This window comes from Paenibacillus sp. 2TAB19, from assembly GCF_052115185.1.
GTDB lineage: Bacteria > Bacillota > Bacilli > Paenibacillales > Paenibacillaceae > Pristimantibacillus.
Map to the genome: position 1 here is coordinate 17,332 of NZ_JBFRGE010000005.1, position 16,068 is coordinate 33,399.

Genomic DNA, 16,068 nt, shown 5'->3' on the forward strand with positions numbered 1-16,068 from the left:
TCGTGGGTACTGGATATGTCGGGTTGGTCACCGGGGCAGCCTTGGCTCGACTTGGACACCAGGTGGTGTGCTTGGATGTCAATCAAGATAAAATCAGGATGCTCAAATCCGGAGGCATGCCAATCTGGGAGCCGGGGCTGGAGGACATGATCCGCGATGCGGAACTTGAAGGACTGCTGGATTACTCGATAGATGCAGCTGCGTCCGTTGCTTGCAGCGACGCTGTCTTTGTAACCATAGGTACGCCTTCATCCGAATCCGGCGAAGCTGATCTTTCCGCTTTATGGTCGGCCGTACATGCAATAACACCGATGTTGCCCGACGACGGACTATTAATCATCAAAAGTACGGTCCCTGCAGGAACATGCGAACAAATCGAAGCTTATCTCCGCCAACGACTTCCCCTTTCCTCTCACATTGCTGTTGCCCATAATCCCGAGTTTTTGCGGCAAGGTTCTGCTGTCCGGGATTTTCTTGCTCCGGATCGAATGGTACTCGGCGCTTCCAGTCCGGAAACGCATAATCGGCTGGAAGAGATCTTTGCCCCCCTTCAATCGCCTAAGATAAGATGCGGGTTAAGGGAAGCAGAGTTGATTAAGTGTGCTTCCAACGCATTCCTAGCCATGAAAATATCTTATGCCAACATGATGTCTGATTTATGCGACGCGCTTGGCGTTTCTATAGATGCTGTTGCGGAAGGGATAGGTCTGGACCGCCGCATTGGTTCTGAGTTTCTGCGCGCCGGTGCCGGATATGGCGGCTCTTGCTTTCCCAAGGATCTTCGCGCGCTAATGGCATTGGCAGAGCGAGAGCATTTGGATATGGAATTGCTGAAAGCAACCGAAGCAATCAACAGGCGACGTGTTCAGGTCATTCGCAAAAAGCTGGAAAACGTCTTTGGTGGAACTTTGGACAATAAGCATTTTACGATATACGGCTTGGCCTTTAAGCCGAATACCGATGATACCCGTGAATCGCCCGCCCTTAAGATTTGTTCGATGCTGCATGAAGCAGGGGGGCGTATATCGGCATATGACCCGGTTGTTACGCGCTTGCCGGACCTGCGGATTGATCTCGCCACGGATATGTATGCGGCGGCTGCGGAGAGCGATTGCGTGGTGATTGTAACCGATTGGGATCAGTTCCGCGACTGGGACTGGGGCAGAATGAGGCAGATGATGAGGTCGCCGTACATTTTGGATGCTAGAAATATGCTGGACACCGCGGCGATGGCCGAGCACTGCGAGCGATATGGCTTGCACTATATATCTATGGGCCGTCCTTCCATAACACCGGATGTTCCATTAACGACGATAGGACTTAGCGGATCATATTGAAACCAATAGGGGTGAAGGGGTGATTGATATGGACACCGCAAGCCATCTACTTCTCGGCGTCACATTAGGCGGACTGGCAATGGGTTTAGCCGATCCTGCGATCGGTGACCATTCGTCCGTTGTGTACGGATTATTCGCGGCAGCTATCATTGGCTCGAATGCTCCCGATTTCGACATCGCCATTCGTATACGCGGATATGAATCCTATTTAATGCATCATCGGGGATTCAGCCACTCCTTGCCGATGCTGGCGGGTTGGCCGGTTTTACTTACTCCTATGATTGCGTATCTTTTTCATGCTTGGGATTATATGATCCCGCTGTTCCTCTGGACAATGGCCGGTGTCGTGCTGCATGTTTTTCTCGATTTCTTCAATGCGTATGGCGTGCAATGTTTCAGGCCGATCTCAAGGAAATGGTTTCACGGCGATGCGATCCCCATTTTCGACCCTGTCCTATTCGGACTTCATTTAGCCGGTTTGCTGTTATGGCTGCTCGGCGTCTTGGCCGCACCGATTGTATTCCCTCTCGTATACGTTGTCACCTTTCTCTTCATCGGGTACCGCATTGTGCTTCATCGCTTCATGCTGCAAGTTGTTCGAAGGCGTTATGGGGTCGAAGGGGATTCCTTCTTAATTCCCAAATGGTTGCCCCATAATTGGGGATACGTTCACGAAACGGATCAGACCTATTTTGCTGGATCGATCCGCGGCACTTTTCTAAGGGAAGAAACGATATTCCAAAAGGGGGGGCAGAACGATGATGTCGTTCAAGCGGTAATGGGAAGCGACGGTGTCCGCAGCTTTCTTGCCTTTGCGCATCGTGTGCACATTTCTTGTCAAAAGGTTCAGAACGGTTACACGGTAGAGCTGCGGGACGTCCGTTTTCGGCATGGCGAGAAGCTTCCCTTTGGTATGGATATTACGCTGAATGACCATCTGCAGGTAACCGGAAACACCTTCGGGTGGAAAAAGAAGCTGTGGGAACCTCCCTTTTCCTGAAGGTTCGATTTGCTTAGGCTCAGGGGCACTCCATGGAGTGCCCCTGATTTATTGTGTCTAGAATGAATTAGAAACGACCGATCGCAACGATTACGGCTAACGCGAAGAAAACGATGTTCACGCCGATTTCACGATATTCCTTACGGTTAACATGGAGCAGGGCGCCAAAGAGAACGACCGCGGCAAGTGCGGTTGCGGCAATTGGCGTCCATACAGGTACGACATTCAACGCTTGAGGCAGAATAATTCCGACTGCCCCTAACAACTCCGCTAACCCGATAAAGACGACGAACCCTTTGGATACGTCTTTTACCCAGCCCCAAGACGCTTTGGCTTTTTCATATTGAAACGCCTTCAACGATCCTGAGTAGATAAACCCTAATGCTGCAAGTCCTGAAACGATCCATAATGCGATATTCATAAATTTTGTTAACCTCCCGACTACTTATTCGCTATCCGCTAAAGGTATAATAGCCCTAGTCATCCATTCGAGGAAGTAGGCACTTTATCTAAACATGGTATATAAAAAGTTACCTTTGCCAAGCAAAAGGAAGCGGGGGGAATTCAATGAAAGAATATTGTGAATTTGAATCGGCGTTGGATATTTTAATAGGAAAGTGGAAGCCTGTCATTCTGCTTCAGCTTATTTCAAACGGCACAATGAGGTTCAGCGAGCTTCAAAGAGCCATACCGGATATAAACAAAAAGATGCTTACCCAACAATTAAGAGAACTTGAGTACAACGATATCGTTCATCGCGAGGTGTACAAACAAATCCCTCCGAAAGTGGAATATTCGATATCGCAATACGGTAAAGGTTTAAGCACGGTGTTACAGGCGCTGAACGATTGGGGAGCCTCCCACATGGAGCATATGGATGGACTATACGGAGTAGATCGCTCAGGGGATAAACTCGGGGATAAATAGGGTAAAATGACAGAGATCTGTCGTCTCTTTTTCAAAAAGCAAGGCACCATAGTATAATCAATAAGGACATATAGACTGGAGAGGAGCTGCCTGCATGACGCAATCATTAACAGGTAAAGTAGCAATTGTAACCGGTGCGGCAAGAGGTATCGGCAAAGCAACGGCGATTGCATTGGCAAAAGAAGGAGTAAACGTTGGTTTGATCGCAAGAAATGAAACGGCTCTACAACAAGTTGCCGCTGAATTGGAAGGACTAGGCGTTAAAGCAGCCTATGCAACTGCTGATGTTTCATCGAAAGAACAAGTAGAAGCAGCAGTTGAAGTCATAAAAAATAATTTGGGTTACGCAGACATTTTGATCAATAATGCGGGAATTGCGACATTCGGTACGGTATTGGAGATGGATCCGGAAGAATGGAGACGTATCATTGATACGAATTTGCTCGGCACCTACTATGTAACGCGTGCGGTTCTACCGCAATTAATCGAAAAAAATGGCGGAGATATTATCAATATTTCCTCAACTAGCGGATTAAGCGGAGCAGCTACTTCAAGCGCCTACAGCGCATCGAAGTTCGCGGTGATTGGTTTTACGGAATCGCTCGCGCAAGAAGTTCGTCGCAACAATATTCGCGTATCCGCTCTAAACCCAAGTACGGTTGCAACAGATCTGGCACTGGACTTGAACCTGATTAAAGAAAACAATGATTCGAAGTTTATGCAGCCGGAAGACATTGCCGAATTCATCGTTAATCAGTTGAAGCTAAATCCGCGTATTTACGTGAAAACGGCAAGCTTTATCGCGACGAATCCGTATTAAATATATAGCATTATAATAGAAATAGTCCCCGACCAGTGAGAAGGCCGGGGACTATTCTTTGTTGGATGTTTACTCCGGAGTCCCTTGCGTTACCCCATGGACATACGTCTGCCAAGCTGTATCCAGTGCTCCTTGCCCTGGATTATACGTGAAGAAGTACTCGACGGTATCTCCGTATTGCAGGTTATTGACAGGGTAAGTATAGTTGCCGTTCCCTGTCGTGGTCATGGCTACGTTCAGCTGGCCGCCGTTATTCACTTTATAGTGCAAATCGGCAAAGGTCGCTCCATTCACATAGAACAGAAGGTTATTGCCTGTTTTCTTCAGACCGCGAACGGCATCGCCGATAACGATAACGGTGGACGGGGGCGATACGACCGTGATGGTCGAGACGGCAGTTTTGTTGCCGTCTGCTGTCGTAACTGTAACGGTTGCTGTGCCCGGAGCGAGTCCAGTCACTAAGCCGCTCTGATTCACGGAAGCGACGCTGCTGTTAGAAGAGGACCAAGTAACCTGCGTATTTGTTGCGTTAGACGGTGCCACGCTGGCGCTTAGCTGGACGCTCTGTCCGACTTCCACCTGTGCAGCAGTCTGATTCAACGTTACGCCGGTAACCGATACGTTGCCAGGATTTTGGCCGCTGCCTTCTTTATAGACACGCACATAATCGACGAGCATCGTTGCAGGGATATCGGCTGGGTCCGGGGACAGGCCGCCGTCAAAGTGTCCGCCGATCGCTAGATTCATAATGAGGTAGAAAGGCTGATCGAACGGTGCGTTCGGATTATTCGGCGCAGCTACGGAATACCATTGCTCCTTGCTTACTTTAAAGAAGAACTTGCCATCCACGTACCACTTCACATCATCCTCTTCCCAGATCATCGAATACACATGATAATCGTTGGCGAAGGTTTGCCCTTGCGGAAAGTGATATTCGCCGGCAATATATCGGTTCACGGGCCATTGTCCGCCAAAATGTACGGCGCCGCTCGTCGTGCCGGGCAAACGTCCTTTGGCTTCCATAATATCAATCTCGCCGGATGCCGCCCATGCACCGTACACGGAATCTTCCGGAAGCATCCATAGCGCCGGCCAGACGCCATTGCCTGTTGGCAGCTTGGCACGAATGTCTACTCTTCCGTACTGGAACGATAAATGATCCTTGGTGTTAATCTTGCCGGAGGAGTACTGCGCATACCGGCTTGGGTCCTGCGGGAATGATTTTGGATCGTTCAAAGCTTTAATATTCAGCTTCCCGTCATGTACGAATACATTTTGCGTGCTGTTCGTATAGTGCTGCAGCTCCGCGTTGCCCCAACCCCAGCTATTGGGATCGTTACCGATGTAATACCCTTGTTCATAATTCCATTTATTCGTGTCGAGCGCTGTTCCGCTAAATTCATCCTGCCAAATGAGATTCATGCCGCTGACGGCGGGATCGCTTGGCGTTCCGATTGTAATATCTTCTTGATCGGTTACATCCGGGCGCGGAGCATCGGGATTGCCGATAAAGGTATAGGTAACGTAGTTGTTGCCGACGCTTCCGCCTGCCTGCCCGTTCAACGGATAGCCGATACGGATCTGGATATCCTCTTGGATGGGTTGGAACCAGAGCCCGTAGATGTAATCGGCCCAATATCCCCACTGATTGGCATCGGACATGTTGTTGTAGCCATTACCGGCGTATACAAATCCGCTTTGACTGGAATTGCTCATCGCTATCCATTGGCCGGCTACGTTAATCTGGTAGACGAAGTTTCCAAGCTCGGTGCCTATTGGTGCGCCCCCATCGATCTTAGGCAGCGGTATGCCGATGACGCCGCTTGCGTCTGCTGTATAGGTCGTTCCATCATAAGGAGTAATGACATAGGAGTTTCTGACGGGTTGGTTGAAGGTGATCGTATACACGACGTTAGCTGAGGATGTTTTCGATTCTAACTTGACGTTGATGGACTCTGTTACGGTAAACCAGTAGCCGCCGCCGCCTTCGGTGAATTGGCCGAAGTTGCTGTCATAGATCCAGCCGCTGGCTGCATTGTTGTTAATATCGATCCATGTGCTGCTGTTGACCGGTTTGACGGACACCTTCAGATCAGCAGCCACGGCCGCATAAGGTATTGCCGGATTGTTATTAAAGGTCGGATAAGTAAAGCCCGCGCCGCCCGTAAAACCAGCTGTAAGCTGAGGCCCCTGCGTAGGCGTCATGGCTGTAATGGTTGTTGTGTTGATGTTCTGAAAGACAAGCGTGTAATTCAGCGTAACCGGATTGGTCTTGGAGTACAGCTGAATCTCGGTCGTTGCGGAGAGAGTAAACCAATAACCGTTAGCGCCGCCGTCGCTCCAGTGTCCCCAGTTTTGGTTGTAGACGTAGCCGCCGACACTGTCGATGTCGACCCAGTTGCCGCTTACCTTTACCTTGACGCCCACGTCGCCCGACACATCGTTCCAAGTAGCGGCGCCTCCGTTGAAGATCGGCATGACAAACCCGTAGCTGGCTTGCCCAACTCCTGATTTGGAGATGACAGGACCGTCTGCCGATGAGAAATAAGCCATGGAGGTAACGGATGTTCCTGCTGCCTCTACCTTCTGAATAGCTGAGGTAGGCAATAGCCCGACACTAGCCAGCATGGCTACCGCTAAGAACAAACTGAGTACCTTCTGCTTAAACCTTTTCTCCGTATGGTAAAATCGCTTCATAATTGTCCTCCTTTTATTTAAATAATGGATTCACCATGCATATTGGCCCAGTGTGCGCACAAAGGTAACCGCTTACATAAGTGAACACCTTTATTCTATCGAATCGAACAATCCTATGAATAGGTACATTTGTTTTTGTTATGACCCAATTTTTTGGCTTTTGCCCATATTCGTGATACCGGCATGTGCCGAGACTCAATACTTTCCTATCTAGTTGCCATTAAAAATCGGTAAAAAATGTTTTAGTATCAACCTGGGACTGAAGTAATCTGTGAAAGAGCTTTGTCAGGGGAAAAGAGCAGTCCATGGATGCAGTCGACAGCAAAGATAGGATAATAGACATGTACGATTCTCGTGCTACCGGATAATTACAGCTCAAGCCAAAGTAGGACTAAACACAGTGAACGTTTTCTTTATAATATAAATTATGGATTTTGTTGATCTATATATTCGCTAAACATGGGTCTGTGATCATGATTTTTGTGCCATGCATCTGCTAGTTACAGATTATAACAATAAAAGTAACCGCCGTGGGTCTTTGGAAACTGGCTACATAATCACCGCTTGGTTAAGATTGGAAACGTCAGCATTATACAAAATACGAGGTGAGTCGACATGGTATTAACGCAACAATCGGTTTGGGGAAAACGGACGTTAGGTACTCGCTCATTAAAACTAATAGTTATATTCGGATTTACGGTAGTCGGATTGGCCTGCCTGCTTGCTTTCGCAGGCAAAGCATCGGCACACGGTTATATCGAATCGCCTGCTAGTCGAACACTGCTGTGCAATCAAGGAACGAACAAGGACTGCGGAGCGATTCAATACGAACCGCAAAGCGCGGAGGGCAAAGGGGATTTCCCGGTATCGGGCCCGACGGACGGTCAGATTGCGGGAGCGGGCAAATATACGGAACTGGATGCCCAGTCGTCCGACCGTTGGAAGAAGGTTGACATGAAGGGTGGAGTAAACTCGTTCACCTGGAAGCTAACGGCCAATCACGTGACGGAAGGTTGGAACTATTACATAACGAAAGTTGGCTGGGACCCTAATAAGCCGCTTAGCCGCGACCAATTGGAATCGAAGCCATTCTGCACTGTGGATGGCGGCAACAAGCAGCCTGCCATGTCCGTTACGCATAAATGCAATGTGCCGACAGACCGGACGGGGTATTACATTATTCTAGGGGTTTGGGAGATCGGGGACACGAACAACGCCTTTTATCAGGCAGTCGATGTGAATTTGAAACAAGGCGGCGGAACGACGACACCAGATCCGGGACCGACGGTGTTGCCGAACTTCCCGGCAAGCGTCTGGTGCTCCGGCCATACGGAGAGCAGCATAACGATGTCATGGACATCATCGACTGCTTCATCGGGTATTAAGGATTATGAAGTCAGCCGGGACGGCAAGGTACTCGGCACAACGACAAAAACCGAGTATACGGACAGCGGCTTGCTTGCCAATGCCAACTATTCGTATACGGTGGTAGCGGTGGATAACGCGGGCAATCGCTCAGCGGCTAGCGTGCCGGTATCGGCAAGCACTCTGCCAGCGGTCATTCCGGTGCCGGATACGCAAGCGCCATCGCGGCCGTCGGGATTGGCAGCCAGCAACGTAACCGAATCGGCAGCAACGCTAACATGGGCGGCGGCCACGGACAATATTGGCGTGACCAAATACGAGGTATATCGTGACGGCAAGCTGATTACCACTACGGCTTCCAGATCCTATGCGGACAGCGGGCTAAAAGCTTCCACGGCTTACTCTTATACCGTTGCTGCGCTCGATGCGGCTAATAACCGCTCCGCGGTTAGCGCCGCGATGGCGGTTACAACAAAGGCTGCGACAGTTACTCCTGCACCGGGAACAACCGCTGCATGGGATAGCGCGAAAACGTATTTAGCTGGCGACAAAGTCATGTATAACGGAATTGAGTATACAGCCGGTTGGTGGACGAAGGGCGAACAGCCGGATAACTCCGATGTGTGGAAGGCGGCTTCCACAGACGCCGTTCCGACTTGGAACAACGCAAAGGCCTACAATGGCGGCGACAAAGTCGTATATGAAGGGCATACGTACAAAGCGAAATGGTGGACAAAAGGAGAAATTCCGGGCAAAGCCGGAGTGTGGACGCTAATCGCATAATGCAAGCAAAGCAAACTCCATTCCTAGTCGGGATGGAGCAGATCATCTTAGAAACCCAGCGTTCTCAACGCATGGGTTTCTTTTTATATTCGGATTAAACGATTTAACGTGCCCAGTCCTGATAGCTTCTTTCTCTTTCCGCCTTCTGGCGCATCAGCTGCCGGTACTCCGTTGGCTGCATGTTCATCACTTCGCGAAAGGCGCGCGTAAAGCTTTTGTAGTTCTCATACCCGACCATGGTAGCCACCTCGACGATTTTATGCTCGGTTTCGGCTAGGAGCCGCCGCGCTTTATCCAGGCGCACATCGCGCAGATATTCGGCAAAGCCTTTGCCGATATTTTTTTTGAACAGGTTCGAGAAATAAGCGTAATTCAGCGATACGTGGTTGGATACCATCGCGAGGTCCAGCGGCTTATGATAACTCTCGTGTATATAGCGGATCGCTTCGTTTAAGTCCTGCGAGTTGCGGTAGCTGCACTTGTATTCGTAATAAAACTGGTTCAATCGAAGCAGTTGCTGCTGAAGTGCTTGAATATAATCGCGAATGCCCGGGTAGTCGAACAGATTACGCAGGCATTCCATATCCAGCGCCTCCTCACCCATGTAGGGGCGAATTACCCGCTCGTATTCCTCCAGCATCTGAACGACGGCTCGACATAGCTGCTGCGTGTAGCGGATGTGATAGCGTTGCAGCACATCTTTGTGAAAGAGCATGGAAACGCCTTGGGTGACCATGCCGCTATTTTTGTCGCCGATTAATTGGAACAGCGCATAAAGCTCTTCATAGGGGAGCTGCCACTGCTGCTCCAGGCGTTCAATGTGCACTTTCTGAATGCAGCGCTTATCGGGAAATAGATAACTGTGGCGATATAGCTCCAACACTTGCGTATAGCTGCCGGGAAGCTCCTTTAATCCATGCTGTGGTTCGGTCATAGCCACGACGGCATCAATCTGTCCTGCCTTAAGCGCGGCGGACAAAGCTCCCGTATCTACGGCTGCATCAACCGCGAGGATGAGGTACGGGCGATGCTGCAGGCATATACATCCTAAGCCGCCATACACGCGATAGGCAATGGATTCCATGCTATGGGCACTGCTGGCCCCCGGTTGGTTAATCCACTTCTCCTCGCGAAGCAGGCATAGACGGTAGTTGTTCCAAAGCTCTCGATTTTGCTGTTCGGTTTGAAGCACCCATGCTTCATCGCTGGCCGCGCCTTGCATAAACATGACGAGCTCTTTGCGGTCCGTCTCCTGAGCGCGGCGGGAGATATGCTCCATATTCAACGAGAGCGTCTGCCGTGTTAGTATCTCCTGCCATACATGCTCGATCGAAGCTTGCAGATCCTCTCGTTTCACAGGCTTGAGCAGATAACCCTTGGCTCCGAGTCCAATAGCTTTCTGGGCATAGGCAAAATCGCTGTAACCGCTAATGATCAGGAAATCCGCCTTGATGTGTTCTTGTTTGGTCTGCGCCATGAGCGCCAGTCCATCCATATCCGGCATCATAATATCAGTAATGACCAGCTGAATGCTGTGTAGACGCAATAGTTCCAGCGCCTCGATTCCGTTCGCGGCACAGTAAAGGTTGTCAAGCGGCAGAGGAAATTGGCTTATCATGGCTTGCAGGCCGTCTCGTATATGCTTTTGATCATCCACAATCAAAATATTAATCATGCCTACCACCCTCCAAGATTCACATTTTCCCAAGGCAAACGTATCGTTACGCACGTATAGGCACCTTGTACGCTTTCAATCCAAAGACCGCAGCCCTTGCCATAATGAAGCTGCAGCCGCTTATGGACGTTTTCCAAGCCGAGTCCATTCTTGCTGGCAACGATCGGCGTATCCGAGTCGTCTTGCAGCGCAGCTTGCAGGCTGGCTAGAATGTCTGGCTCGACACCTGCGCCGTCATCTCGGATCTCGATCAGCAGCACGCTGTCGTCCTCCACCGAAACGGTAATTTGAATATTAAAAGCGCTTCCCGGAGGCGCGGCGTGACGAACGGCATTTTCGACGATCGGCTGCATGCACATTTTCGGAATGGCGTATCGAAGCACCTCCGGAGGCAGTTCCGCCGTCAAAACAATACTGCCGCCCTCCATAAAGTTGATAAATCCAATATAGCTTTGGATGTTGGCAAGCTCCTCGCTAAGTGCGACGGTATCGCTGCGCCACTGCATGCTGTAGCGCAATTGCGAGCCTAATGATACGAGGGCGTCGGCGATGGCGGGCTGCCGCTGAACCTCCGCGTGCATACGGATGGATTCCAGCGCGTTATACAAGAAGTGCGAATTAATTTGCGAATGCAGCGAGTGCAGCTGCGCGTTTTTGGCAATTAACTGCTTATCTACGACCTGCGTCATGAGCGTCTTGATCTCATCCAGCATGTTGTTATAGCTGACGGCTACTTCGTCGATCTCATCGCCCGTTTCATTATCATCCAGACCAGTATGAATCTTCGCATCGAGTTGACCCTTGCGCACTTGGCGCATAGAGGTAATTACGCTGTCCAACCGGCGTAACATGCGCCGGGTCGTATGCGATACGAGCAGCATAATGAGCAGCAGCACGCACAAGGTAATCGCAACAACAAGCGCATACCAGCTGCGCGGGCCTTTCATTAGCTCCTCATGGGAGGCGATATCCACCACGTAAGCGTTGAGCGGCGCAATGTACCGGTACAGCGCGTAGTAGGTATGGTCCCCGAAAGTAACTTTGACGGGAATTTCCTGCTGCAGCACATCGAGCTGCCGATGGATATGGTCAATGATTTGGCCTAAGTCCTCGCCGGCGTTAAGAGCAAATTCATGCTCGGGATTGTATACGTACTTGGAAGGGTTGGTTCCGTCAACGACGACGGAAAAGAAGTCTCCTCCGCTCTCGTCCAGCATATCCCCAAAAACCTCGTTATGCTGAGCGCGAACTTCCATAATGGTCGGAAATTGCTGCTGTTGACCTTGAAGGCGCACCAGCCGATAGTAGGACAACGTATGATCGCCATCCTTAAAAGCAAATAAGCGGTATGCCGCTCCGCCTTCTTCCCGGAGGGTCACCCAGTAGTCCTGAGGCCAAAACTTGTCATAATGATAAATTTCGGGCCATATTTCATGCACGTTCGGATTATCGACATAAAAGCTGAGCTCGCTGATCATCTCATAGCTTTGGATAATGTTATGCATCTGTTCGTATTCATTTTGCCTGAACTTCACAAGACGAAGGCCATCCCCGCGCATATTGGAGTGAATAAAATCGACGAATGCTTTTTGCGTCAGCGCAGTCGAGGAAGCGTTTTCAAGCATCTCCATTCTGCTGCGCAACTGATCGTTTAACCGTGAAACATGGCTGCTTCCGGCGGTCATTGCGTCTTTGTACAGCTGGATTTCCTGCGTTCGTATAAATAAAAAAGATACCAAAATGGCAGGGATGGCAAACATCACGCTAAAGGCTAAAAACAGCTTTTGAGAGATGCGGGAATTGCGGTAAAGCTTTCTCATCTTGTTCAGCAKATCCTTCATTGAAAATGCCCTCCCCACCACTGTAATATACCATATATTACAAGGCGGCTGGTAGAAAACTAGGAATACCAGCCACCATGACGGTGGCTGGCATAATCCAGAAACGAGTATTATTATTCGGCCATTTTGGCTTTGCGAGCATCCAGCTCGGTCTGACGGTGTTCCACTACTTGGTCAAAACCGTAGCTTGTGCGGCGCTCAAGGAAGCTGTTGAAGACTTTGTCGAAGGCTGCTTCGTCTTTGGCGGTAATGAGCTCAGGCAGCGTTTCCTCCCAATTCTGAGAGATGCGCGCCCAAGCTACCGCGACATCGGAATCGCCCAGCGGATCCAAGCCTTTGTAGATGCCGCTGTCGATATCGGCCTGCGCGTTGGCGAAGTCCTCCATTTGCTTGATGACGGGAGCTTTCTCCGGTCTCCATTGGTTGACGATAACAGGGTTACGCATCATCCAGTACGTATCCAGAATGCCATAATCCTTCTCCATCTTCGCAATGTCGGTTTCAAGCAATTGCACCATTTCCGGCTTCAGCTTCGGATTGCCGCTTGCCGAGTCCCATGTCTCGCCTTCTTTGCCGAGGAATAGATCCTTTTGGCCTTCTTCGCTAGCTAGATAGCTCAAGAAACGGATGGCGCGTTCAGGATTTTTCGTCGACTTGCTGATCATCGTAACCATCCAGCCGTCCATGTTGCCTGGGAACAGCTTAGCGCTGTCGCCATTAGCGTTCTGCGGTCCATCGACTGCGATGTAGTAAGAATCCGGGTTTGCGCTCGCCGCCAGCATAGGGTTGACGGCCGTCATGCCGGTCCACTCGCGAACCATCATGAAATAACGTGCGTTGTTCGTTTTTTCCTCCACCTGCGTATCGGAATCGACTAGGAAATCGACATTAATGAGTCCGCGCTCGTAAGCGGTACGGAACGTTTTCAACCAAGCGATATAATCGGGATCGGTTAAGCGGTCGTATACTTTGCCGTCTTWCTCATGCGGAACGGCGAGCAGGTTTTGCAAATACTCGGTCATGCCGTAAGGGACATTCCCCTGCGCGAAGAAGGGACTAATCGGCTGGCCTTTATACTCAGAATACTTATCCTTTATGAGTTGCAGTGCATTCAGGAAGCCATCCGGCGTGCTCAAGTCTGGCTTACCCATTTCCTCGTACAGATCTTTCCGTACCAAAAAGGTTTGGTTGGCAGCCGTCATACCGGTTTCGTGCATCAGATTAGGACTGTAAGAATCGTTCGGCACGCCATACGTATTTCCGTTTGGTTGACGATACCACTTCAGCGTGCCGTCGCCCGCTACCTTGAAGAAGTAAGGATCGTACTGCTCGGCCAATTCATTCAAGGCGTATACGTGATCGCCTTCCCATAGCTTCTTGACAGCGCTTTCCCATGAGCCCATCGAGATCAGGTCCGGCAACTGACCGGAGGTCATCATCAGTGTAATTTGCTCGTTCGCTTCGCCGGAAGGCACTTCGATTTTCACGTTGACGCCTGTTTTCTCCGTTACATACTTGGAGGTCAAGCTTTCTCCCCAAGTGTGGCCATACCAGTTGGCGCCTACGAACCAAGTCAAATCGACAGGGCTGGTATCCAGCTGCCATGCGGGTACATTGGGATCCAGCGCGGCTTCGTCGGTCGCCGGTTGATTGGTGCTCGTGTTGTCCGCAGGCTGCGATGTCGGCGTATTTTCGTTATTCCCCCCGGAATTGGTACATGCGGCCATGATCAATGCCAAAATGATTGCCAGTGTTACGACCATCCCTTTTTTCATACGTAATCAACCCTTTCTTTTCGATAGCTGTATTTTTTCATCCTTTGATCGCGCCGATCATTACGCCTTTGACGAGATAGCGCTGAATAAAGGGGTAGAACACGAGAATAGGGAGCGTCGCCACCATCATGGATGCGAACTTGATGGAGTTGCCGGGCAGCCTTGCGCCGAATTGGGCCATCGCTTGCTGCTGCATGAAAGACATGGAGTTTTCTGCAACAATCTTGTACAGAAGCGTTTGCAACGGCAACTGGTCCTGCGAGCGGATATAAATGACCCCTTGGTAATAATCGTTCCAATGATAGACGGCTGAGAAAAGCGCTATGGTCGCAATAACGGCCATGCTGTTAGGCAATACGATACGGAACAGAACGCCGTAATCCGAAGCGCCGTCCACCTTCGCGGATTCCTCCAGGCTGTCGGGAATGGTGCGGAAGAAGCTCATAAATATAACCATATTGAAAAATGAATACATAGCAGGAATGATGAATACCCAAAAGCTATCATATAGGCCCAGCTTCGTCATGAGAAGAAACGTGGGAATCAGACCGCCGGAGAAGAGCATTGTAATTAAGGCAATCTTCATATACACCTTGCGGCCGATCAGATTGGACTTGCTTAATCCATAAGCTACTATAGCGGTAAACAATACATGAACCGCTGTTCCAATAACTGTGCGCAGCGTCGTAATGTAGAAACCGTTCATCATGCTTTTATCATTAAACACGACACTGTAACTGGCCAACGACATTTCCTTAGGGAACCAATTGACCGTGCCAAGCGTGGCTTGTTCCGGAGCATTAAGCGAGTTGATGAATACAAACCACATCGGATACAGCGTCGTAAAGCAAATCGCCAGCATCAGCAACGTATTGATAACCTCGAACAGTCCGATTTGTCGCAACCTTCTTCGTCTATCCATGTATTTGTCCCCCTCCCTTTAGAAAATGCTGTCGCCGGTTAGTTTTTTGGATGTGTAATTGGCTAGCAACAATAGCCCCAGCGCAACGATAGAGCGGACAAACAGGACGGCTGTCGAGAAGGAATGACGTCCGGATACTAAACCCATGTTATAAATGTACAAGTCCAGGCTCTCTGCCATCTTCATGTTCATGTTGTTCTTAAGCATAAAGATTTGCTCGAAGTTGCTGCCGAGTATGCCGCTGACAGCGAGAATGAACAATATGGCGATGGTAGGGCGTATGCTCTGTACGGTAATATGCCACATCCGCTGCCAGCGGTTTGCGCCGTCCAGCTCCGCCGCTTCGTACAGTCCCGGGTCAATGCCGGCTATGGCAGCAATGTAGATGATAGCACTCCAGCCGGTTTCCTTCAGCGTGTCGGAGAAATAGGTAATCCACCAGAAGTACTTCGGATCGCTATTGAACAGGATTTCGCGATCCTGCAATCCCAGTGCCAGCATAAGCTGGTTGATAACGCCGCCCTCGCCCAGCCAATTGAGCATGATGCCGCCAAATATCGTCCAGGCAATAAAGTGCGGCAGGTACGATATGGTTTGTACGGTACGCTTAAACCGAATATTGCGTATCTCATTAAGCATTAGAGCAAATAGAATCGGGATGGGAAAGCCGAGCAGCAGCTTGATGGCGCTCATCCCGAGCGTATTGCGGATCGAGCGCCAAAAGCGGTCATCCGTCATAAAATCCTCGAAATGTTTTAGCCCGACAAAGGGTGATTGGAGCATAGGCTTCGCGATGCTGAAGTCCATAAAGGCGATAATGAGCCAAAACATCGGGATATAACAAAAGATTACCATCCAGACAATGCCTGGAATGACCATGCTTTGCAATTGCCACTGCCGAAAAAACGTTTTCATTTCTCTTTAGC

The 16,068-nt window shown here is 50.0% G+C and carries 12 protein-coding genes; 5 read left to right on the forward strand and 7 right to left on the reverse strand.

The window, feature by feature from the left end; translation table 11 throughout:
- Positions 1–2: 2 nt before the first annotated feature.
- Both AB4Z33_RS03335 and AB4Z33_RS03340 read left to right on the forward strand, forming a co-directional pair.
- Positions 3–1,337: a UDP-glucose dehydrogenase family protein gene (locus AB4Z33_RS03335; RefSeq protein WP_442048665.1), complete on the forward strand. Its 1,335-nt coding sequence runs from the start codon at positions 3–5 to the stop codon at positions 1,335–1,337.
- Between the two features lie 28 nt (positions 1,338–1,365).
- Positions 1,366–2,337 carry a metal-dependent hydrolase gene (locus AB4Z33_RS03340; protein ID WP_442048542.1) on the forward strand — a complete coding sequence of 324 codons (972 nt, stop codon included), beginning with the start codon at positions 1,366–1,368 and terminating at the stop codon, positions 2,335–2,337.
- Positions 2,338–2,404: 67 nt separating this feature from the next.
- On the opposite strand, the gene AB4Z33_RS03345 is transcribed toward AB4Z33_RS03340, so the two are convergent.
- Positions 2,405–2,758, reverse strand: a complete 354-nt coding sequence (locus AB4Z33_RS03345; RefSeq protein ID WP_442048543.1) for a DoxX family protein — start codon at positions 2,756–2,758, stop codon at positions 2,405–2,407.
- 146 nt (positions 2,759–2,904) lie between these two features.
- Here AB4Z33_RS03345 and AB4Z33_RS03350 point away from each other — a divergent pair, with 146 nt between their 5' ends.
- Together AB4Z33_RS03350 and AB4Z33_RS03355 are read left to right on the forward strand one after the other, a co-directional pair.
- Complete coding sequence (locus AB4Z33_RS03350; RefSeq protein WP_442048544.1) at positions 2,905–3,264, forward strand: winged helix-turn-helix transcriptional regulator; 360 nt, start codon at positions 2,905–2,907, stop codon at positions 3,262–3,264.
- Positions 3,265–3,358: 94 nt separating this feature from the next.
- A complete protein-coding gene (locus tag AB4Z33_RS03355; RefSeq protein WP_442048545.1) occupies positions 3,359–4,084 on the forward strand; it encodes a 3-ketoacyl-ACP reductase in 726 nt (241 codons plus the stop codon).
- 69 nt (positions 4,085–4,153) lie between these two features.
- Here the strand turns inward: AB4Z33_RS03355 and AB4Z33_RS03360 are convergent, their stop codons facing one another.
- On the reverse strand, positions 4,154–6,781 hold the full coding sequence (locus AB4Z33_RS03360) for a family 16 glycosylhydrolase (RefSeq protein WP_442048546.1): 2,628 nt from the start codon (positions 6,779–6,781) through the stop codon (positions 4,154–4,156).
- A 615-nt stretch (positions 6,782–7,396) separates the two neighbouring features.
- Between AB4Z33_RS03360 and AB4Z33_RS03365 the strand changes: the two genes are divergently transcribed.
- On the forward strand, positions 7,397–8,929 hold the full coding sequence (locus AB4Z33_RS03365; RefSeq protein ID WP_442048547.1) for a lytic polysaccharide monooxygenase: 1,533 nt from the start codon (positions 7,397–7,399) through the stop codon (positions 8,927–8,929).
- 103 nt (positions 8,930–9,032) lie between these two features.
- Here AB4Z33_RS03365 and AB4Z33_RS03370 read toward each other — a convergent pair whose 3' ends face one another.
- From AB4Z33_RS03370 to AB4Z33_RS03390, 5 genes are all read right to left on the reverse strand, one after another.
- Positions 9,033–10,604: a response regulator transcription factor gene (locus AB4Z33_RS03370; RefSeq protein WP_442048548.1), complete on the reverse strand. Its 1,572-nt coding sequence runs from the start codon at positions 10,602–10,604 to the stop codon at positions 9,033–9,035.
- Positions 10,605–10,606: 2 nt separating this feature from the next.
- Positions 10,607–12,445 (reverse strand): sensor histidine kinase, encoded by a 1,839-nt coding sequence (locus tag AB4Z33_RS03375; protein WP_442048549.1) that lies wholly within the window; start codon positions 12,443–12,445, stop codon positions 10,607–10,609.
- Positions 12,446–12,558: 113 nt separating this feature from the next.
- Complete coding sequence (locus tag AB4Z33_RS03380) at positions 12,559–14,220, reverse strand: extracellular solute-binding protein (RefSeq protein ID WP_442048550.1); 1,662 nt, start codon at positions 14,218–14,220, stop codon at positions 12,559–12,561.
- A gap of 37 nt (positions 14,221–14,257) precedes the next feature.
- Positions 14,258–15,142 carry a carbohydrate ABC transporter permease gene (locus tag AB4Z33_RS03385; RefSeq protein ID WP_442048551.1) on the reverse strand — a complete coding sequence of 295 codons (885 nt, stop codon included), beginning with the start codon at positions 15,140–15,142 and terminating at the stop codon, positions 14,258–14,260.
- Positions 15,143–15,160: 18 nt separating this feature from the next.
- A complete protein-coding gene (locus tag AB4Z33_RS03390; RefSeq protein WP_442048552.1) occupies positions 15,161–16,057 on the reverse strand; it encodes an ABC transporter permease in 897 nt (298 codons plus the stop codon).
- Positions 16,058–16,068: the final 11 nt, after the last annotated feature.